The sequence below is a fragment of the Sphingomonas mucosissima genome (assembly GCF_002197665.1).
Classification (GTDB): Bacteria; Pseudomonadota; Alphaproteobacteria; order Sphingomonadales; family Sphingomonadaceae; genus Sphingomonas; species Sphingomonas mucosissima.
The window spans coordinates 149688-168344 of the sequence record NZ_NBBJ01000002.1; the positions used below are offsets into that span (position 1 = coordinate 149688).

The 18657-nt window shown below is 65.5% G+C and carries 21 protein-coding genes and 1 tRNA gene; 10 read left to right on the forward strand and 12 right to left on the reverse strand.

The window, feature by feature from the left end; genetic code table 11:
• Nucleotides 1-67 precede the first annotated feature (67 nt).
• From SPMU_RS07855 to SPMU_RS07865, 3 genes are all read left to right on the forward strand, one after another.
• A complete protein-coding gene (locus SPMU_RS07855) occupies nt 68-856 on the forward strand; it encodes a transglutaminase-like domain-containing protein (protein ID WP_088333334.1) in 789 nt (262 codons plus the stop codon).
• An 87-nt stretch (nt 857-943) separates the two neighbouring features.
• On the forward strand, nt 944-1168 hold the full coding sequence (locus SPMU_RS17210) for a hypothetical protein (protein ID WP_088333335.1): 225 nt from the start codon (nt 944-946) through the stop codon (nt 1166-1168).
• 196 nt (nt 1169-1364) lie between these two features.
• A complete protein-coding gene (locus tag SPMU_RS07865; RefSeq protein WP_425442147.1) occupies nt 1365-1904 on the forward strand; it encodes a hypothetical protein in 540 nt (179 codons plus the stop codon).
• A gap of 54 nt (nt 1905-1958) precedes the next feature.
• On the opposite strand, the gene SPMU_RS07870 is transcribed toward SPMU_RS07865, so the two are convergent.
• The 3 genes from SPMU_RS07870 to SPMU_RS07880 all read right to left on the reverse strand — a co-directional run bounded on the left by SPMU_RS07870 (nt 1959) and on the right by SPMU_RS07880 (nt 3637).
• On the reverse strand, nt 1959-2711 hold the full coding sequence (locus SPMU_RS07870; RefSeq protein ID WP_088333337.1) for an extensin-like domain-containing protein: 753 nt from the start codon (nt 2709-2711) through the stop codon (nt 1959-1961).
• Nucleotides 2711-3469 carry an NUDIX hydrolase gene (locus tag SPMU_RS07875; RefSeq protein ID WP_088333338.1) on the reverse strand — a complete coding sequence of 253 codons (759 nt, stop codon included), beginning with the start codon at nt 3467-3469 and terminating at the stop codon, nt 2711-2713. Before SPMU_RS07875 ends, SPMU_RS07870 begins: the two co-directional genes overlap by 1 nt.
• Nucleotides 3470-3561: 92 nt before the next feature.
• Nucleotides 3562-3637 (reverse strand) — tRNA-Ala (locus SPMU_RS07880).
• A 224-nt stretch (nt 3638-3861) separates the two neighbouring features.
• Here SPMU_RS07880 and SPMU_RS07885 point away from each other — a divergent pair.
• On the forward strand, nt 3862-5073 hold the full coding sequence (locus SPMU_RS07885) for a DUF2171 domain-containing protein (protein WP_088333339.1): 1212 nt from the start codon (nt 3862-3864) through the stop codon (nt 5071-5073).
• A gap of 135 nt (nt 5074-5208) precedes the next feature.
• Nucleotides 5209-6195 carry an NADP-dependent oxidoreductase gene (locus SPMU_RS07890; protein WP_211275749.1) on the forward strand — a complete coding sequence of 329 codons (987 nt, stop codon included), beginning with the start codon at nt 5209-5211 and terminating at the stop codon, nt 6193-6195.
• Nucleotides 6196-6300: 105 nt separating this feature from the next.
• On the opposite strand, the gene ypfJ is transcribed toward SPMU_RS07890, so the two are convergent.
• Complete coding sequence (gene ypfJ, locus SPMU_RS07895; RefSeq protein ID WP_088333341.1) at nt 6301-7215, reverse strand: KPN_02809 family neutral zinc metallopeptidase; 915 nt, start codon at nt 7213-7215, stop codon at nt 6301-6303.
• 183 nt (nt 7216-7398) lie between these two features.
• Here ypfJ and SPMU_RS07900 point away from each other — a divergent pair, with 183 nt between their 5' ends.
• Complete coding sequence (locus tag SPMU_RS07900; RefSeq protein ID WP_088333661.1) at nt 7399-8184, forward strand: 3-hydroxybutyrate dehydrogenase; 786 nt, start codon at nt 7399-7401, stop codon at nt 8182-8184.
• 38 nt (nt 8185-8222) lie between these two features.
• Entirely contained in the window at nt 8223-8873 is a 651-nt protein-coding gene (locus tag SPMU_RS07905; protein ID WP_088333342.1) for a DUF4893 domain-containing protein, read from the forward strand.
• A 15-nt stretch (nt 8874-8888) separates the two neighbouring features.
• Here the strand turns inward: SPMU_RS07905 and SPMU_RS07910 are convergent, their stop codons facing one another.
• The 3 genes from SPMU_RS07910 to SPMU_RS16880 form a co-directional block, all read right to left on the reverse strand.
• Nucleotides 8889-9515, reverse strand: a complete 627-nt coding sequence (locus SPMU_RS07910; protein ID WP_088333343.1) for a hypothetical protein — start codon at nt 9513-9515, stop codon at nt 8889-8891.
• A 194-nt stretch (nt 9516-9709) separates the two neighbouring features.
• Nucleotides 9710-11305, reverse strand: a complete 1596-nt coding sequence (locus SPMU_RS07915) for an isocitrate lyase (RefSeq protein ID WP_088333344.1) — start codon at nt 11303-11305, stop codon at nt 9710-9712.
• Nucleotides 11306-11360: 55 nt separating this feature from the next.
• Nucleotides 11361-11516, reverse strand: a complete 156-nt coding sequence (locus SPMU_RS16880) for a hypothetical protein (protein WP_169715658.1) — start codon at nt 11514-11516, stop codon at nt 11361-11363.
• A gap of 173 nt (nt 11517-11689) precedes the next feature.
• Here SPMU_RS16880 and SPMU_RS07920 point away from each other — a divergent pair, with 173 nt between their 5' ends.
• Nucleotides 11690-13075, forward strand: a complete 1386-nt coding sequence (locus SPMU_RS07920; RefSeq protein WP_088333345.1) for a helix-turn-helix domain-containing protein — start codon at nt 11690-11692, stop codon at nt 13073-13075.
• Between the two features lie 36 nt (nt 13076-13111).
• Here SPMU_RS07920 and SPMU_RS07925 read toward each other — a convergent pair whose 3' ends face one another.
• From SPMU_RS07925 to SPMU_RS07935, 4 genes are all read right to left on the reverse strand, one after another.
• A complete protein-coding gene (locus tag SPMU_RS07925; RefSeq protein WP_088333346.1) occupies nt 13112-13762 on the reverse strand; it encodes a L,D-transpeptidase family protein in 651 nt (216 codons plus the stop codon).
• A 129-nt stretch (nt 13763-13891) separates the two neighbouring features.
• Nucleotides 13892-14836: an aldo/keto reductase gene (locus SPMU_RS07930; RefSeq protein WP_088333347.1), complete on the reverse strand. Its 945-nt coding sequence runs from the start codon at nt 14834-14836 to the stop codon at nt 13892-13894.
• On the reverse strand, nt 14833-15021 hold the full coding sequence (locus SPMU_RS16660) for a hypothetical protein (RefSeq protein ID WP_140418429.1): 189 nt from the start codon (nt 15019-15021) through the stop codon (nt 14833-14835). Before SPMU_RS16660 ends, SPMU_RS07930 begins: the two co-directional genes overlap by 4 nt.
• On the reverse strand, nt 15018-15341 hold the full coding sequence (locus SPMU_RS07935; RefSeq protein ID WP_088333348.1) for a hypothetical protein: 324 nt from the start codon (nt 15339-15341) through the stop codon (nt 15018-15020). The genes SPMU_RS16660 and SPMU_RS07935 overlap by 4 nt, the downstream gene beginning before the upstream one ends.
• Nucleotides 15342-15496: 155 nt before the next feature.
• Between SPMU_RS07935 and SPMU_RS07940 the strand changes: the two genes are divergently transcribed.
• A complete protein-coding gene (locus SPMU_RS07940; protein WP_088333349.1) occupies nt 15497-16480 on the forward strand; it encodes an ArsR/SmtB family transcription factor in 984 nt (327 codons plus the stop codon).
• Complete coding sequence (gene metF, locus SPMU_RS07945) at nt 16477-17418, forward strand: methylenetetrahydrofolate reductase [NAD(P)H] (RefSeq protein WP_088333350.1); 942 nt, start codon at nt 16477-16479, stop codon at nt 17416-17418. The genes SPMU_RS07940 and metF overlap by 4 nt, the downstream gene beginning before the upstream one ends.
• A gap of 170 nt (nt 17419-17588) precedes the next feature.
• Here metF and SPMU_RS07950 read toward each other — a convergent pair whose 3' ends face one another.
• The gene (locus SPMU_RS07950; RefSeq protein ID WP_088333351.1) at nt 17589-18584 is read right to left on the reverse strand and encodes an LLM class flavin-dependent oxidoreductase; all 996 of its coding nucleotides are present in this window, start codon (nt 18582-18584) and stop codon (nt 17589-17591) included.
• Nucleotides 18585-18657 lie beyond the last annotated feature (73 nt).

Genomic DNA, 18657 nt, shown 5'->3' on the forward strand with positions numbered 1-18657 from the left:
CGCCCACGAAGCGGCTATCGACAACAACGGCGGCGATAACCGACTGCCAACCCGCCAGGAGCGAGCAATGCGGCTCTCGATCGATGTCCATCTCGATTACGCCTTCCCCGAGCCGGCAGACGTCCTGTTGCAGATCGAGGCTGCCGCGCTGCCCGACCAGCGGATCGAATCCGAATCGCTGGTAATTTATTCCGATAACCCGATCCGCGCCGTGGCGGGTGAGGAAGGCATCGGGCAGCGGTGCTGGGCGCGCGCGGACCAGCGGCTGATGGCCGATTACCGCGCCGTAATCACTGTCGAGCGGCCGGTGGTTAATCTGGCTCAGCTTGCGCCCACCCCCGTTCGGTTGCTGCCGCCCGAAACCGTCGGCTACCTTCTGCCGAGCCGATATTGTGAGTCCGACCGGTTCGAGCATTTCGTCCGGCGGCAGTTTGCCGGTTTGTCGGGCGGCGCGCTGGCGGTGGCTCTGATCGATTGGGTGCGAGGCGCGCTGGAATATAGTTCGGCGGCGACGCAGTTACGTGGCGGTGCGCTGACCACCTTTGCCGAGCGCCGCGGCGTCTGTCGGGACTACGCCCATCTGCTCGTGGCGCTGGCGCGGGCGGCGGAGATCCCCGCGCGCTGCGTCGCCGTCTACGCACCCGGCGTCGACCCGCCCGACTTCCACGCCGCAGCGGAACTATGGCTGGCTGGCGCTTGGCATCTCGTTGATGCGACTGGAATGGCCAATAGCGCGGATATGGTGCGAGTAGCCGTTGGCCGCGATGCCACCGACATCGCTTTCATGACGATTTTCGGCACTGCGTTCTTGTTTGCGCAAACGGTGGTGGTTCGCCGGTTGGACGCGCAATCATGAAAGCCGGGCACGAAGCCAGACGGATCCCGAATGATGATCAAGGAACACCGACCCTTCGTTGATCGTTGAGGTTCCGTTTCGAAGGAGATGGGCATGCCGACCAAACAGCCGCCATCACAAGATGCCGGCCGCGATGAATCAATCGCTAGGCGTCTGGATAAGCAACCAGGGAATAAGGACGCGCAATTGGACGCCGGCCTTGATGAATCCATGGACGCGTCCGATCCGCCCGCCAGCACGCAGCCGGGGCGCGCCGATCCCGCGCCGTCCTCCGGCTATGACGAAGAAGCAGAGCGTCAGCGCGACGCGTGATTGTTGCCGGAATATCCCACCGGACATAATTTCGTAACAGTTAGCATCGGCTCGTCGCATCGATGTTGCGGTGCGGCAACTGCCATGTTCGTATCTTAACGCCGGAAGACGAGGCGTTAAGGGGAATGACATTCATCCTGGCGCATCATTACCCGGCTTCGATAATGCGGGTGGGGTAGTCGCAATGGGTGCCAGGATGAAGCCGGCGGAAGGCGTCATGACGCTGACCGAAATGAAGGAATTCGCAAGCTTCAGCGCGTCGACGCAGCGCTATATCAGGCGCAGCCTCGATATCGGGTTGGACCGTGACGACGCCTTGACGCGCTGGTCGCGTGATGTTGTCGAGGCAGCCAGCATCCGCGCTCAGGCGCGCCACTATGTTCGTCTGCCGGAAATCCGCGCGTTGGTGCCTGATGACAGTGGCTTGGACGCAGTGGAGCGCTTTTTAGGACCACTCACGACGGTGAGTGCGTTCGATCTCGGGCAGGAGCGAATTTCGAGTTTTTCGGCCTATCGCTTCCTATACGAGCGGCTGATCGGAGCGTCGGTGCGCCCGTGGCTGCCGGGGGCCTTCTGCGCCGCAGCAGCGCTGCCGCATCTTCATCCCGAACTGCGCCGAAAGCTGCTGCAATCGATCAGCGAAGCGGCCGCTACCGCATCGGGCTGGTCGTCACGACAGCCCGCCTTTTACCCCTACTGGGTGGAGAAGGTGGAAGCGGGCGCACTGCCGCATTGAGCCGGCGGCGCGGTACTGCTGGGCGGGGCGGGTCGTCGTTCCGCCCCGCGCGATTTAGCGGCAGGCACGCCAGCTCGCAGCGCCGCGATCAGCCTGATCGAAGTGCAGGTGGTCGCGGTGAGCGGCGTTGTAGTCTGGTGACAGAACAGTAGAAAAAACGCGGCACGCACCATCGCGCACGTCACGCAGGAAAGCGGCCTCGGCGCCGTTCTTCTTCCAGTCCGCCACCAGCGTAACTCGTCGGCCGTCGGCCAGACGGAAACCCGATATGTCCACCGCATTGGCCGTCGCATGCTGGCTGAAGTCGCCGCTGCTGCGGCCGTAAAGGCGACGGCAATTATAGCTGCCAAGGTGTTCTATGGCGATTACCCGCATACGGAAATGGCGCTCTGCTGCCGGTTGCACCACTTCCCATTGCCACAGCGCCAGGGCCGCCGCGACGGGGCATGCGAACCCTAAGCGCGCTGGAACGAACGGGGAGATATGCGGATCGTCCGCAGCGAAGCGCACCCCATCGGCATAGCCGCATTGCGCGCCTTCGCGATGCTCGGCCAGCACCGTATGTTCCACGCCTGCCCTGTCGAGCAGGGCGCGGCATTGCGGAAAGTCTCCGCGAAGCGCGACCAGCTTGCGCCCTGTGAACATCCCGATCGGCCGCGCGAGGTCGAGAGGTGCCCACGGTGTGTCCTCCGGATGCTGCCGGAGCCAACCATAAGCGAGCAGCGCCAGCAGCGCGAACAGCGCCAGCAACACCAGCCAGGTAAGGGCACGGCGCAGACGCCCGGGCTTGCGCTTCTGGCGCGGCATCAGCCGCGCATGGCGCGCGCGATCACTTCCGATGTGATCGGATAGCCGCAATCATCCGGGATGCAGAGATGCTCCTCGCCGGCTCGGGTCTCCGACCATGGCGTGACCGTGCGGATCGGGGTCGCGTGGGCATGCGCCGCGGCCTCGGCGAAGCTGTTGAACTGCGCCAGCCGCTCCAGATTGCGCCGGGTGGGAAAGATCACCTCGAGCCGACCGGCATCCGCGTCGGCCAGTACCTGGTGTGCCGTAGCCCACACCAGCCGGACGTTCTCCGTCTGGTCAACGGTTGCATGAGGCGCATCCGCAGGCAGTTCCGCGAGGTAGAAGCGGGTGTCGAAGATGCGCATGTTGCGGTGTGCTGGCCGCCACCGCGCCCATGGCACGAGTTGCGCCAGATCAAGCGTCGCCTCCGCTTCCGCGAGCGCTTCCGCCAGCGTGGCACCGCCATGCAATGCGGCCCGTATTTGCACCAGTCGCTCTCCGGTGGGTAAAGACGAAAGCCCGATCGGCAGGCCGGCCTCCTCGATCGTCTCGCGGACAGCGGCAATCCTCGCCGCCATCTCGTCACCGCCGCCGTTCAGCGCCGCAAGCGCATGGTCGCCAGGATCGATCCGTCCGCCGGGAAACACCATGGCGCCGCCGGCAAACACCATTGCCTTGGCACGTTCCACCATCAGCAGTTCGGGCGGGCCGTCCGTGGCTTCGCGGAAGATGATAAGGGTAGCGGCGGGAATCGCTTCGGGCAGATCGTCATTCATACGACCGGCTTAACGGCGAGGACGCAGGAAAGTCACGCTGCGCCGCGGCAAATGCATCAAGTAATCGGGGGAGGTGAGCGGTGGTGACGGGCTGGTGGAGCCGAGGGGAATCGAACCCCTGACCTCTGCAGTGCGATTGCAGCGCTCTCCCATCTGAGCTACGGCCCCGCCCGGACCCGGCTATGCCGGAGCGTCGCCTCTAGCTTGCGCCGCGCCGTGATGCAACGGCTTCTCACGCTGCCGCAGATCGGTGTCGACGACTGGTCGCTGCCATGTGGCTGCCGGCCGAAAACGGCCGAAGCGAGCGGAACATTCCCCTCCCTTGTAACTTGAATCAACATCGTGACCGGGCATCACGGCCCGGCGCTGTCCGCAGACGAAGGAGTTGGGACATGGGCTACGAGCGTTATCCGCGCGGCGATTATAGCGGCCGCGGCGATCCGCAGGACTTCGGCCGGGACTACGGATCGGGGCGGGATTACACCTATTCCAGCGCGCGCGATTACCGTGCCGCCGGCGCATTCGATCGTAGCCATGATGGGAACAGCGACCGCGAAAACGACCGCGACTACACCGGCAATTTTGTGCCTTATGGTGAGCGCGGCGACAGCGACCGGAGCTACGGCTCGGACAATTCCCGGCGCCCCCGCGGCGGCGAGCGCGCGTGGAGCGGCCGGGACAATGACACGCGGGACTGGGGCGAGCGCGGCAGCGGCGGCTCTGGCTTCGGCCAGTCGTCGGGTGATCGCTATGGACGGTCCAGCTATGGCTCGGATGACCACCGTGGCGGTGGATACGGCAGCCGGGCGTATGGCGGTGAGAGCTATGGCAATGGCGGCGGACAACGGTTCGACAATGGCGATCGCTCCCGCAGTCAGGAGTTCAGCGGTCAGCGCCCGCGAATGGGCGGCAACCGCATGGGTAACGACCGAATGGGCGGCGGCGGCAACGGCCAGCGCGGCGGATACAGCGGTGTCCCGCAGGGCTATGATTATGACGATCGCGGCTTCTTTGCGCGCGCAGGGGACGAGGTTCGCTCGTGGTTCGGCGATGACGAGGCGGAGCGCCGCCGCGAGGCCGATATGCGCTACGACGAGGGCGGCTACGGCGATCGGAATTCCCATGACCGCGACTCTGATTACGGTTCGTGGCGGCGCAGCCAGATCGCGGCGCTTGACCGCGACTATGACGAATATCGCCGCGAGAACCGCAGCAAGTTCGAGAACGAATTCTCCAGCTGGCGCACCAATCGGCAGACGCAGCGCGAGTCGCTGAACCAGGTCAAGGAGCACATGGATGTCGTTGGCGCCGACGGCACCCACGTGGGCACGGTTGACAAGGTGCGCGGCGACCGCATCCTGCTGACGAAGAACGACCCGGAGGCCGAGGGCCACCACCATTCCATTCCGTCAAGCTGGATCGCATCCGTCGACACGAACGTAACGCTGTCGAAGACGGCGGACGAAGCAAAGAAGCACTGGCGCGACGAGGAAGGCAATCCCGCCTTGTTCGGCTATGGTGATCGGACCGAGAACCGCGGCGGCGAGAAGGGCGACAATCAGCGCCGCACGAACCTCAATCGCAGCTTCTCCGGCACCTATTGAGCTGACCTCAGCCAACCACCGGCCGTTTCCCTCTGCGGCCAGGTGAGCGGGGAGCCCGGGTTGACGCCCGGGCTCTTTGCTTTGCGGCAGGCGCTCAGGCATAATCCCGATCAACCGCAAAAATGGGAGAGAATGATGCCGCGTGCCTGGACCTTGCACTCGCGCCCGAAGGGCATGCCGCAGCTCGGCGACTTCGCGCTGGTCGATCAGCCCTCAGTGCCGCTCGGGGAAAATGAAGTCCGAATCGCCAATCGGTGGCTGTCGGTCGATCCGTATATGCGCGGGCGAATGAACGACGTGAAAAGCTACGTTCCGCCGTTCGCGCTCGGCGAGCCGATGCAGGGCGGAGCGATCGGCGAAGTGGTCGAAAGCCGTGCCGCGAGCGTCCCGGTCGGCACCAAGGTGCAGCACATGCTCGGCTGGCGCGAGGAAGCCGTTCTGCCCGCTGGTCAGGTGCAGCCGCTGCCGCCGGTTGACGTGCCGGAGGAAGCATTCCTCGGCCAGTTCGGCATGCCGGGGATGACCGCCTATTTCGGCCTGCTCGATGTCGCGCAGGCAAAAGAGGGTGAAACCGTGTTCGTCTCCGCCGCTGCCGGTGCGGTCGGCTCAACGGTGGTGCAGATCGCCAAGGCCAAGGGCATGACGGTGATCGGGTCTGCCGGCGGAGCTGAGAAGTGCGATTGGGTGAAGTCGCTCGGCGCTGATGCGGTGATCGATTACAAGCCGGGCAATGTGGTGCAAGCGCTAGCCGAGGCAGCGCCTGGCGGGATCGACGTCTATTTTGACAATGTCGGCGGCGATCACCTCGATGCCGCGCTGCTCGCTGCGCGCATGCACGCGCGCTTTGCGATCTGCGGAATGATCGACATTTACAATGAAGGCCAGCCGCAATCGCTGAAATACCTAGCCAAGGTGATCGGGGCCCGGCTGACGATCAAGGGCTTTCTGGTCGGCGACCATATGGCCCGTGCCGCCGATTTCTACGCTGACATGATGCGCTGGCTTGGCGAAGGCCGCCTCACCCGCGAACAGACCGTGTTCGATGGTCTGGCGTCCGCGCCCGACGCCTTCCTCGGCCTCTTCACCGGCGCTAACAAAGGCAAGATGCTGGTTCGTATCTGATCGCCGCGCGCGCCGGCGATGCTGGCCGCGCCAAGTGCAGGGAGAGGCTGGGGTGGACGCCCCGGCCTCTTTCCTGCGCGAGCAATCGACGATCGAACGGCGCGATCAGATCGCGCCGCTGAACGTATCGCAGACCGCCGGATCGCCGCTTTCCAGCCCGCGGCGCAGCCACGTCTGGCGCTGCGCGGACGTGCCATGGGTGAAGCTTTCCGGCGCCACACGGCCCTGCGCCTGCCGCTGCAGCGTATCATCGCCGATCGCCTCGGCGGCACGCATGCCTTCCTCGATGTCGCCGGCTTCGAGTCGGTCGCGATTCTGCGCCGCCCACACACCGGCGTAGCAATCGGCCTGCAGCTCGAGCCGGACCGAAAGCGCATTGCCTTCCGCCTTGCTGGCACCCCGCTGGGCGTTGCGCACCTGTTCGGATGCGCCGGTCAGCGTCTGGATGTGGTGGCCGAATTCATGCGCAACGACATAATATTGGGCGAAGTCGCCCGCTGCGCGGAAACGCTGCTCCAGTTCCTGGAAGAAGCTCGTGTCGATATACACGCCGCGGTCCGAAGGGCAGTAGAACGGCCCCATCGCCGACGAAGCCGCGCCGCAGCCGGACATGCCCTGGCCGCCGTAGAAGACGAGCTTGGGCGCTTCGAACCGCTGACCGGACTGGGCGAACAGACGCTCCCACGTATTTTCTGCCGACGAGAACGCGTTGCACGTCGATCGGGTCGCTGCATCTACCGAGCAGGCCGCTGCGGCGCCGCCGCCACCCGCGCTGCCGACGCCGCTCCGGCCAACCTGGGTTGGCGGCGCGCTGCCGCCGCCCGTCAGCAGGCCACCGATATTGCCCAGCCCGCCAAACACCGCAAAGATCAGCAGAACCACCACGATGCCGCCACAGCCGAAGCGGCTACCGATCAACGGCAGCAGGCCTAGCAGCAGGCCGCCCCCACCCCCGCCGCCAAAGCTTTGCCCCCGTTGATCCTCGACGTTGATGTTGTTGTCGAAATCGTCGAGCCGCATCGCGGTGTTCCTTCGTTACCGATGCGGCATGAATGCGCGAACGGGAAATGGGGTTGCAACGCTTCCGGCTTGATCATGCCCGCCCCCTGCGCGCAGGATCGCCCAGCGCCCGTCCATCCGCTCGAAATGGTGCCGCAGGACGATGAGCCTGGGCAGGGACACACCGCGAAGAGAGGATGCTTCATGTTTCTGAAGGGCAAGACCGCGCTCGTGACCGGCTCTACGTCAGGGATCGGATTTGCTTACGCCAGTGCATTCGCAAGCGCTGGCGCATCCGTCATGATCAACGGCTTCGGCGACCCGGATGCCATCGCCCGGCAGTGCGCGGCACTGGGGGAAGCGAGCGGCGCGCGGGCGCTGCATGACAATGCTGACATGACGGACCCGGGCGCGATCGCCGCGATGGTCGCGCGCTGCCACGCGGAGCTCGGCGGCCCTGACATCGTCGTCAACAATGCCGGCATTCAGCATGTTGCGCCGCTGGTGGAGTTTCCCGCGGACAAATGGGACGCGATCATTGCGATCAATCTCACGAGCGCGTTTCACGTCATGCGCGCCGCCGTGCCGCATATGCGCAGCGCCGGCTGGGGCCGGATCATCTCGACGGCGTCTGCGCATAGCCTCGTCGCCAGCCCCAACAAGTCTGCCTATGTGGCGGCCAAGCACGGCCTGGTGGGACTGACGAAGACGGTGGCGCTGGAGGTGGCGGCTGATGGCATCACGGCGAACTGCATCTCGCCCGGTTATGTCTGGACGCCGCTCGTCGAAAACCAGATCCCGGACACGATGAAGGCGCGCGGCCTGACCCGGGACGAGGTGATCAATGACGTGCTGCTATCGGCCCAGCCGACGAAGAAGTTCGTGACGCCGGAGCAGGTTGCGGCCTTTGCCCTGTTCCTGTGCCGCGATGAGGCGGCGTCGATCACCGGCGCAAACCTTTCGGTGGATGGCGGCTGGACCGCTGCCTGATCGCAAGCTAGCCCCTTGCAAAAGAAAGGGTCGGCAGCATGAAGCAGGCGCTCGTTTTGGTGCTGGCCACAGTGACGCTCGTTGGGTGCGGAGGCCGGCACGGCGCGCCAGAAAGCTTGCCTGCTGCGACGGGTGCAGTGGCGGCACTGCCGGTCGATTGGCGTACCACCGCGACGCTCGCCGACCGCGACCGCTTGCGCAAATGGCGATCGGCGTGGCTCGACGCGCTGGCCCGTGCACGCGCCAGCGGCGCCGGGCCGGCGATCGCCGCGCAGGGGGACTTGCTTGTTCCCGACGTGTCGCTCGCCGATCCCTTGCCGTCGCCAGGAAACTATCGGTGCCGAGTGTTCAAGCTTGGGGCAAAGGGCCGCGGCATGCGGGACTTCACCGCCTATCCAAACTTCGCCTGCCGCATCGAGCGCGAGGGCGCGCTGCTCCGCTTCGAAAAAACGAGCGGATCGCAGCGGCCGATTGGGCGCATTTTCCCCGACCCTGCTGGTCGTCCCGTGTTCCTCGGCACACTGATGCTGGCGGGTGAAACGCGCCCGATCGCTTATGGTCGGGACATTGATCGTGACATGGCCGGCTTCGTGGACCGCGTCGCCGAGCGGCGGTGGCGGCTCGTTCTCCCGTTGCCGGCGTTTGAGTCGTTGGTCGACGTGATTGAGTTGGTGCCTGCGGTGTCCTGATCCTTCGCCAACCAGTCAATTCACCGCAAGCGGAGCAGCAGGAGCAGCAGGGGCGTTGATCGCGCTTGGCACCACAGGCTTCCGCTCGGCTTCTAGGGACGCCAGATATTCCTTCCCGTGACGATCGATCACCGTCACCTGAGTGGCATTGGCGGTTGCTACCGCCTTCAGATACGAGCGCGGCTTCTTCATCAGGCCGGGAAATTCCACCTGCGTGAGCCCAGCGCGCCGCGCCGCCTCCTGCGTGAAATGCACGCAATTGCGGGTGTTCATCCGATAGGTGCCGTCACCCTTTTTCTCGTCCCATTCGTCCACCAGCCGCAGGATGCTCGCATATTGCGCGTCGGTGAGCACAAGCGAGAATTGCGCGTCGCTCCCATCCATGTAGCCGCGCTTGGCGATGTCGATCCGCCCGGCGACCGGGCCGAACAGGATCGCGGGGGTGATCGCCTTGGGCGTGAACCCATAATTGAGATCCACGGGCTCGCCCCCCGCATCGGGCGTTCCGCGCAGCGTGAAGAACGCATGCGGAAAATGGTTGCCGAATTCATGGCTCCAGAAGGTGATGAGTACCGCCGCATGGGCGGGCAGCGCCGCCAGGGAAAGCAGCATCGCGGCGAGCATGGCGATGAAACGCGTCATGCGGTCGGTTCTGTCATTGTGCGGCCTGCCACTCAAGCCTTTGAATCGCCGCGCGTCGCACTGCCTCCCCCATGGAAATACCCGCCGATGGCGAGCCATCGACGGGTATCCTTCCTCCCCAGGAACTTGGCGGCCGGGCGGCGCCACGGCCGAGCCTGTGCGTCGCGGCGGCGGCATCGCCGCCGCCATGCGCATCAGGCTGCGAATTGGTTCATCGTGTTGTGGGCGCCGCCGGCCTTCAGCGCGGCCTCACCGGCGAAGTATTCCTTGTGATCGTCGCCGATGTCGCTGCCCGACATGTTCTGGTGCTTCACGCAGGCGATCCCTTCCCGGATCTCCTTGCGCTGCACGCCCTTGACGTAGCCGAGCATGCCCGCCTCGCCGAAATACTCCTTGGCAAGATTATCGGTCGACAGCGCCGCGGTGTGATAGGTCGGCAGGGTAATGAGGTGGTGGAAGATGCCGGCCCGCGCAGCCGCATCCTTCTGGAAGGTGCGGATCCGCTCGTCGGCCTCTGCCGCCAGATCGGTGTCGTCATAGTCGACGCTCATCAGCTTCGCCCGATCATAAGCCGAGACGTCCTTGCCGGCTTCCACCCAGGCATCGAACACCTGCTGGCGGAAGTTCAGCGTCCAGTTGAAGCTGGGCGAGTTGTTATACACCAGCTTCGCGTTCGGGATCACCTCGCGAATGCGGTCAACCATCGACGCGATCTGTTCGATGTGCGGCTTCTCCGTCTCGATCCACAACAGGTCGGCGCCATTCTGCAGGCTGGTGATGCAATCCAGCACGCAGCGGTCGGCGCCGGTTCCTTCGCGGAACTGGAACAGGTTCGACGGCAGGCGCTTCGGACGCATCAGCTTCCCGTCACGCTCGATCACGACATCGCCACGCAGCGTCGACAGGTCGGTCACTTCCTCGCAATCGAGGAAGCTGTTGTACTGGTCCCCGATGTCGCCCTTCTCCTTGGAGAAGGCGATCTGCTTGGTGAGGCCAGCGCCGAGCGAGTCGGTGCGGGTCACGATGATGCCGTCGTCGACGCCGAGCTCGAGGAAAGCGTAGCGGCAGGCGCGGACCTTCGCGAGGAAATCCTCATGCGGCACGGTGACCTTGCCGTCCTGGTGGCCGCACTGCTTCTCGTCCGACACCTGGTTCTCGATCTGCAGCGCGCAGGCGCCTGCCTCGATCATCTTCTTGGCGAGGAGGTACGTCGCCTCCGCATTGCCGAAGCCGGCGTCGATGTCGGCGATGATCGGCACCACGTGCGTCTCGTAATTGTCGATCACCTGCGTCAGCCGCTGCGCCTCGATCTCGTTGCCGCTCTCCCGTGCCTTGTCGAGATCGCGGAACATCATGCCGAGTTCGCGGGCGTCGGCCTGCTTCAGGAAGGTGTAGAGTTCCTCAATCAGCGCCGGAACGCTGGTCTTCTCGTGCATCGACTGGTCGGGCAGCGGGCCGAACTCGCTCCGCAGCGCGGCGACCATCCAGCCGGAGAGGTACAGATACCGCCCCTTGGTAGTGCCGAAATGCTTCTTGATCGAGATGAGCTTCTGCTGGCCGATAAAGCCGTGCCAGCAGCCCAGCGACTGGGTGTATTCGGCCGGATTTGCATCATAAGCGGCCATGTCACGACGCATGATGGCCGCGGTGTAGCGCGCGATGTCGAGTCCGGTGCGGAACCGGTTCTGCAGCCGCATCCGCGCGACGGATTCAGCGTCGATCCCATCCCACGTGCCCTTGTAGCTGGCAACGAGCTGGCCGATCTGGCTGGTCTGTTCCTGGTAGGTCATGATTGTTCCTGTCGCCGATGATGGCACGCGGGACCGAACCCGCAAGAAGGGTCGATCAGCCGAGGCGGCCGAGGCGGTGGTACAGGTTCGAGAATTTGGCCGAGCGGGGATCGTCGGCGATCTTCTTGATATACTCGCCGATGGCTTCCTTCATGAGGCCGAAGTCCTCGGTCGAGAAAACGGCGCGGCTGCGCTGCGGGGTAGCGTCCATGGTCGTTCCTCCTGTGTGAATGCTTACAACTGCGATCATAAGAACAGCATGGCGGGCGGTTTCACAATGCGGTGGACCAGCTATTCCGTGTCACCGGGTCGCTTCAACGTTGTCCGACGTTGTCTTTCTGTAAAGAATTGACAGCATCTCTGCGCGGCGCCACGGTCTCCGCCATGGCAGAGCGCAAACTGATGGCAGGGCATGTGGTGCGGCGCCTGCGGCGGCAGCAGGCGTTGAGCCAAGCCGCCATGGCCGAGATGCTAGGGATCAGCCCGAGCTACCTCAATCTGGTTGAGCGCAACCAGCGGCCGGTGTCGGCGACATTGCTGGTGAAGCTGGCCGAAACCTTTGATTTCGATCCGCGCGCGCTGACCGCGGCGGAGCCTGGCGGCGGGCGCGATGCGATGCGCCGGCGACTGGCCGATCCGATGTTCGCCGACCTCGAGATTGACCGCAACGAGCTGGAGGAATGGCTCGCCGCGGCACCCGGCGGTGCGGAGGCGTTCGCGCGCGCGTTCGACCGGATGGGGCAGGGGGCCGCCACCGCAGCGCCCACCGATGATCCGGTGGCGCTCGTCCGCCGCGAGATCGGGCGCTGGCGCAACCATTTCCCCGATCTGGATGTCGCGGCCGAGGCGCTGGCCGACGAGCTGCGATTGGGCGCAGGCGATCTGTACGGCGCCATGTCAGAGCGGCTGCGCGTCAGGCATAGTATTGCCATCCGTGTCCTTCCCGTCGACGTGCTGCCGGACGTGCTGCGACGGCTGGACCTGCATGCGCGCCAGCTCCAGCTCTCCGAACTGCTCGATCCCGCCAGCCGCACCTTTGCCGCCGCGTTCCAATTAGCGCTGATCGAGGCCCGGGCGGAAATCGACGCGCTGGTAGTCGGGGCAGGCTTTGGTCAGATCGCCGCAGACCGTTTGTTCCGGCGACACCTTGCCAGCTATTTCGCCGCCGCCGTCATGATGCCCTATGCCCGTTTCCTGCGCGCGTGCGAGGCGACCGGCTATGACATCGAGCTGCTCCAACGCCGCTTCGGCACGGGGTTCGAGCATGTCGCGCACCGGTTGACGACCTTGCAGCGGGTCGGTGCGCGCGGCCTGCCGTTCTTCATGGTCCGCGTCGATCGCGCTGGTCAGTCATCCAAACGCTATGCCGGTGCGAGCGGTGCCGCGCTCGTCGAGGCAGAGGGTCGATGCCCGCTTTGGCGCCTTCACCACGCGTTCGACCGCCCCGGCCAGCTGATGGTCCAGCTGGTCGAATTGGAGGATGGCGAGCGGTGGCTGACAATGGCGCGCACCGTGACGCCGCAGGGTCAGCGCTACGGCATGATCTCCGCGGAGTTCGCGATCGGCATCGGGGTGGCGGCGGACCATGCCGGCACGCTGGCGGCCGCGGGTGGCTTTGATCTGGCCGGCCCGGCGATGCCGATCGGCCTGGGATGTCGCCAATGCTTTCGTCAGGATTGCCCGCAACGCGCCGCCGCGCCGGCCGGGCGCGCGCTGACGATCAACGAGCGGGAGCGGCGGATCACCGCGCTAACCTTTGCCGGTGATTGATGACCTGAGATTGTTGGCTGGAGATTGGTGCCGGCGCTAGGCCGCCTTCACCGCCTGGCCCAGCTCCAGCGTCTCGCCGCGGGTGATGATCACCTTGTCGCCGAGCTTCACCGTTTCGAACAGCTTCTTGGCGAAAGGAAGCGGCACGCCGATGCAGCCGTGCGTCATATATCCTTCGGCCACCTCGCTGGCGTGCACCGCGACGCCGTCATTTGTCAGGCGCAGCATGTACGGCATAGGGGCGTTGTAGATATTGGAGACGTGATCCTTGCTCTTCTGCGTGATGGGATAGACGCCCAGCGGGGTCGGCTTCGCATCCGCGCCGAAGAGGATCGCTGCCGCGCCGATCTCATGCCCGTCGCGGAAGACGCTGAGCACCTGCGCGGCGAGGTCGACCGTGATCACGATCGTGCCCGTCGCAGGCGCTGCGCTTTCATCCCAATGATGATCGCCCAGCTTCATGGGGCCATCGATCGGCAGGATCGACTTGACGGTATAAGCGTCCGGATCGGGCGCCGGCGTTGAAACGGGGGCTGGCGCCGGTGCGCGATCAGGTGTCGGAGTGGGCGAGCGCGCTGCCGCGACCTGCGACTGCGGCGCTGGAGCAGGCGTGCGGGTCGCAACAAAGATCACCGCGCCAAGGGCAACGGCAAGCAGGGCGAGCAGCAGGCGTCCGCGTGAAAACATGAGGTCAGCCTTAGCCCGGGATGGTTGCGGTGGACTGATACGACACGGTTAACGAGCGTAACAGGGTTGCGCCGGGCCCACCACCGTCGCCCCGCGAACGGATGCGCCGGGCCTCGGCGTGGGCGTCAGTCAGGCGCCGGCAACCGTCAGGCGATCCAGCTGTTCCGCCGACAGCGTCAGGGTCATCGCCGGCAGGAGATCCTCGATCTGCGCCACGCTGGTGGCGCTGGCGATCGGCGCCGTGACGCCTTCCTGCGCGATCAACCAGGCGAGCGAGATTTGCGCAAGTGTGGCGCCCGTCTCCTCGGCCACCGTGTCGAGCGCCTCCAGCACTGCGCGGCCATGGCCCTCCAGCAGGTCGCCCATCCGGCCGCCACGCACGCTCTTGGACAAGTCCTCGCGCGATCGATATTTGCCGGAGAGGAACCCGGAGGCGAGGCCGTAATATGGCACCACGCCGATATTCCACTCCACGCAATAATTCTGCAGTTCGCCCTCGAACTTGTGACGGCTGACCAGATTATACTCCGGTTGCAGCGCGTCGTAGCGCGGCAGGCCAGCAGCCCGCGCCTTTTCATTGGTGGACTTCAGCCGTGCGGCATGAAAATTGGACGCGCCGAGCACACGCACCTTCCCGGCATCCACCAGCTTCGCGAATGCCTCGAGTGCGGCCTCCTGCGGCGTCGCCTCATCATCCTGATGCGCGAAATAAAGGTCGATGCGATCGGTGCCGAGCCGCTTGAGCGACGCGTCGCAGGCCGCCGCGATCCGCGCCGGCGCCAGCTTCTCGCCGCCTTCGCCCGGCAGCATGCCCACCTTCGTCGCGATCAGCACCTGGTCGCGCTTGCCCGATGCTTTCAGCCATTCGCCGATCATGCTTTCGGACTCGCCGCCCTGGTGCCCCGGCACCCAGGCAGAGTAAACGTCGGCCGTGTCGATCATGGTGCCGCCGCCGGCGACAAAGGCGTCGAGCACGGCGAAGCTCGCATCTCGATCAGCAGTCCAACCGAAGACATTGCCGCCCAATACCAGCGGCGCGATTTCGAGGTCGGACGAGCCGAGACGCTGCTTCAATTCAAATTTCCATTCTCAAGATTGTCGAGCGCGACGCTGTTCGCCTCCAGCATTTCCGCCGCCTCGTTCAGTTGCCGCTCCTCATCGGATGTCGGCGTGCCGGGCGGTGCCGGATCGCTGGAGCAGGCGCCGATCAGCAATAGAAAGGGGAGCGTCAGCCACGCTCCCCCCGGATGCCGGATCACCGATCGCGAAGTTCGTTGCCGGCGTTGACCATTGCATTGCCGGTCGCGTCGGCAGCACGGTCAGCCGAGTTCGAGATGGCGGCACCCGTACGCTCGGCGCCACGCTCCGCGCGCGCACCGGCATTGTCGAGCGATGCCTCGGCCGAACCCAGTGCCTCGTCCGTTGCCGCATCCACGTCCTCAACCGCATTCGCGGTCGTGGCGCTGACATCCGAGCCGACGGCGTTTGCGGCTTCGGCCGTTTCGTTCTGGGCCTGCGGGCTGCAAGCGCCCAGCGCTGCGGCAGTGGCCAGACCGGCGGCGATGGCGAAAAACTTCATCAACTCTCTCCCTGTGTGTTTACCCGAGGCCGCACGCGGCGTCAGCGCGTCAAACGTCGCGCGGGCGTTTTGGGTCCGCAACGATTGTTGCACGTGCCCGCGCGACGATCTCTCTTCGTTTGACGAGATATAAAGATATCTTTATATCTGTTCGCGTGACCCAGGCGTTGGAAACCTTTCGTGCATTGGCGGATACGTCGCGCCTCCGCATCCTCCGCCTGTTGCGGACCATGGAACTATCGGTCGGCGAATTGGCGCTGGTGCTCGGCCAGAGCCAGCCGCGCGTCAGCCGCCACGTCAAGATCCTCTGCGATGCCGGGCTGACCGAGCGTCGCAAGGAAGGCAGCTGGGTGTTCGTCGCGCTCGGGGCGAAGCGCTTGGTCGATCCGGTGCTGGCTGCGATCGACGCGCTTGATGGCGCAGCGGCGGATGCGGAAGGGGCGACGGACGCCGCTCGTCTTGCGGCCGTGCGGGCCGATCGCGCGGCCTCCGCCTCGCAATGGTTCGAGGCGCATGCGAGTGAGTGGGACGGGATCCGCTCGCTCCATATCCCGGAAAGCGAAGTGGAAGGCGCCATGCAGCGGCTGCTGGGCGACGCGCCGCTGGGCCGCCTGGTCGACATCGGCACCGGCACCGGGCGCATGATCGAGCTGTTCGCGCCGCGAGCCAGCACCGCGCTTGGCATCGATCGCAGCTCGGAAATGCTTCGAATCGCGCGCGCCAAGATTGGCGAACGCGGGCTCGCCAATGCCGAACTGCGCCAGGCCGATCTGTATTCGCTGCCGGTGCCCGATGCCGGCGCCGATGTGGCGATCGTCCATCACGTGCTTCATTACGCGCAGCAGCCGGGCGCCGCGATCGTGGAGGCCGCGCGGGCGCTCGCCTCGCGCGGGCGGCTGCTGATCGCGGATTTCGCGCCGCATGATCGCGAGGAGCTACGCGCCAAGGATGCGCATACGCGGCTCGGCTTCTCGGACGCGCAGATCGAAGGCTGGTTCGACACCGCGGGGCTCGTGGTGGAACAGACCGAAACGCTGGAAGGCGGCGAACTCACGGTGAAGATCTGGCTCGGGCGCAAGCCCGCGGCCGGCGGCCAGACGCCGCAGCGCGGCACCATTCACGAGGTAAAGGCGGCATGACCCTTTCGATCAACCAACTCGAAGAAGCGCGACACGCGCTCGAAGCGCCGCTGTTCGCCGACGTGGCGGGCGACATCGACGTGAGCTTTGAATTTTTCCCGCCCAAATCGGCGACGATGGAAGCGACCTTGTGGGATTCGATCGGCACGCTGGCGCCGCTTGGCCCGCGCTTCGTGTCGGTCACCTATGGCGCGGGCGGAACCACGCGTGAGCGTACGCATGCGACGGTGGCGCGGATCGCGCGCGAAACCGCGATCCCGGCCGCGGCGCACCTCACCTGCGTGGAGGCGACCCGCGAGGAGATCGACGCGGTGGCGAACGAATATTGGGCGGCCGGCGTGCGCCACATCGTCGCGCTGCGCGGCGATCCGCCGCGCGCGGGCGAGCGCTATGCCGCGCATCCAGGGGGGTATGAGAATGCCGCCGCGCTCGTGGAGGGACTGCGCCGGCTTCACCCGTTCGAGGTTTCGGTGGCTTGTTACCCCGAATGCCACCCGGATTCGAACGACGCGACCGCCGATCTCGACAATCTGAAGCGCAAGATCGACGCTGGCGCGACCCGCGCGATCAGCCAGTTCTTTTTCTCGCCGGACGTGTTCTTTCGCTACCGCGATGCCGTTGCCGCGGCGGGGCTCGACGCGGAGATCGTGCCGGGCATCATGCCGGTCAGCAATTTCGCGGCGGTCCAGCGCATGTCTGCGATGTGCGGCACCGAGGTTCCAGCGTGGATGGAGCGTCTGTTCGCCGGGCTCGACGATCTGCCGGGCGCGCGCCAACTCGTCTCCGCCACGCTCGCGGCGGAGCTGTGTCGCAAGCTCTACGCCGGCGGCGTGAAGCAATTCCACTTCTACACGCTGAACCGCGCCGAGCTGAGCTTTGCGATCTGCCATCTGCTCGGCGTGCGCGCCCAGGCGGATGATGGCCGCGCGGCGGCGTAAGGCCGCGTCCGCCTGTTACGCCGTTCTTCGGGCGAGGAAGAGTGACGTAGCGTTTCACTCACCACGATCGTCATGCCGGGCTCGTCCCGGCATCCAGGGTTCCGCACACCTATACGCCGATGAGTTTGCGGCGGTCTGGATGCCGGGACAGGCCCGGCAGGACATTTGGCTCAGGCCAGTTCGGGCACGCGTATCGCTTCGGCGGCGATGGCGATCGAGCGCTTCCGGGCTTGGTGATCATAGATGCTGCTGGTGAGCATCACTTCGTCCACGCCGGTGCGCTTGACAAAGGCGGCGATTCCCGCGGCCACATCGTCGCGGTCGCCGATTGCGCTGCACGACAGCACCGAATCGAGAATGCGCGCGTGCATCGGCGGCAGGCTGTCGCGATAGCCTGGCACCGGCGGCTTCATCTTGCCCGGATTGCCGGTCCGCAGCGCCACGAACTGCTGCTGCTGCGAGCTGGCGAGTAGCTCCGCTTCCTCGCGCGTGTCCGCCGCAAAGACGTTGAAGCCCGCCATCGCATAGGGCCGCTCCAGCTGCGCGGAGGGCCGGAAATCACGGCGGTAAATGTCCATCGCCTGGTCCAGCGCTTCCGGCGCAAAGTGCGAGGCAAAGGCGTAAGGCATGCCCAGCATCGCCGCGAGCTGTGCCCCGAACAGCGAGGATCCCAGGATCCACAGGTCGGGTTTGGCGCCCGCGCCAGGGGTGGCGCGAATGCCGGTGCGGCCATCGTCCGCCAGATAGCTTTGCAGCTCGACCACGTCGTTGGGAAAGGCGTTGGGATCGCTGTCGAGCGTGCGGCGGATCGCGCGCGCCACCCGCTGGTCGCTCCCGGGCGCACGGCCGAGCCCCAGGTCGATGCGCCCGGGGAACAGCGCGTCCAGCGTCCCGAACTGCTCGGCGATCTGCAGCGGCGCATGGTTGGGCAGCATGATGCCGCCCGCGCCAACCCGGATCGTGCTGGTCGCCGCCGCGACATGCGCGATCACCACCGCCGTTGCGGCAGAGGCAATGCCCTCCATGCCATGGTGCTCGGCCACCCAATAGCGGCTGAAGCCATGTGCCTCAGCGTGGCGCGCCAGGTCAGCGGCATTGGCAAGCGCGCCGGCGACAGTGCCGCCTTCGACGACGGGGACGAGATCGAGCAGCGAGAATTTGGTCATGCACAAGATGTGGGCCGAAGAGTTGCGGATCGCAACCTTGCGCCGTCGCGCCTGCGCCCAAGCGCTTCTTGAT

Excerpts from the sequence above, each read along its gene's own strand:
- SPMU_RS16880 (WP_169715658.1), bottom strand. The coding sequence starts at position 11,516 with ATGGACGCTACCCCGCAGCGCAGCCGCGCCGTTTTCTCGACCGAGGAC.
- SPMU_RS07915 (WP_088333344.1), bottom strand. The coding sequence starts at position 11,305 with ATGACCTACCAGGAACAGACCAGCCAGATCGGCCAGCTCGTTGCCAGC.
- metF (WP_088333350.1), top strand. The coding sequence starts at position 16,477 with ATGACCCTTTCGATCAACCAACTCGAAGAAGCGCGACACGCGCTCGAA.
- SPMU_RS07875 (WP_088333338.1), bottom strand. The coding sequence starts at position 3,469 with ATGAATGACGATCTGCCCGAAGCGATTCCCGCCGCTACCCTTATCATC.
- SPMU_RS07885 (WP_088333339.1), top strand. The coding sequence starts at position 3,862 with ATGGGCTACGAGCGTTATCCGCGCGGCGATTATAGCGGCCGCGGCGAT.
- SPMU_RS07905 (WP_088333342.1), top strand. The coding sequence starts at position 8,223 with ATGAAGCAGGCGCTCGTTTTGGTGCTGGCCACAGTGACGCTCGTTGGG.
- SPMU_RS07870 (WP_088333337.1), bottom strand. The coding sequence starts at position 2,711 with ATGCCGCGCCAGAAGCGCAAGCCCGGGCGTCTGCGCCGTGCCCTTACC.
- SPMU_RS17210 (WP_088333335.1), top strand. The coding sequence starts at position 944 with ATGGGCATGCCGACCAAACAGCCGCCATCACAAGATGCCGGCCGCGAT.
- SPMU_RS07925 (WP_088333346.1), bottom strand. The coding sequence starts at position 13,762 with ATGTTTTCACGCGGACGCCTGCTGCTCGCCCTGCTTGCCGTTGCCCTT.
- SPMU_RS07855 (WP_088333334.1), top strand. The coding sequence starts at position 68 with ATGCGGCTCTCGATCGATGTCCATCTCGATTACGCCTTCCCCGAGCCG.
- SPMU_RS07910 (WP_088333343.1), bottom strand. The coding sequence starts at position 9,515 with ATGACGCGTTTCATCGCCATGCTCGCCGCGATGCTGCTTTCCCTGGCG.
- SPMU_RS07935 (WP_088333348.1), bottom strand. The coding sequence starts at position 15,341 with ATGAAGTTTTTCGCCATCGCCGCCGGTCTGGCCACTGCCGCAGCGCTG.
- SPMU_RS07890 (WP_211275749.1), top strand. The coding sequence starts at position 5,209 with ATGCCGCGTGCCTGGACCTTGCACTCGCGCCCGAAGGGCATGCCGCAG.
- ypfJ (WP_088333341.1), bottom strand. The coding sequence starts at position 7,215 with ATGCGGCTCGACGATTTCGACAACAACATCAACGTCGAGGATCAACGG.
- SPMU_RS07920 (WP_088333345.1), top strand. The coding sequence starts at position 11,690 with ATGGCAGAGCGCAAACTGATGGCAGGGCATGTGGTGCGGCGCCTGCGG.
- SPMU_RS07950 (WP_088333351.1), bottom strand. The coding sequence starts at position 18,584 with ATGACCAAATTCTCGCTGCTCGATCTCGTCCCCGTCGTCGAAGGCGGC.
- SPMU_RS07865 (WP_425442147.1), top strand. The coding sequence starts at position 1,365 with ATGAAGCCGGCGGAAGGCGTCATGACGCTGACCGAAATGAAGGAATTC.
- SPMU_RS07900 (WP_088333661.1), top strand. The coding sequence starts at position 7,399 with ATGTTTCTGAAGGGCAAGACCGCGCTCGTGACCGGCTCTACGTCAGGG.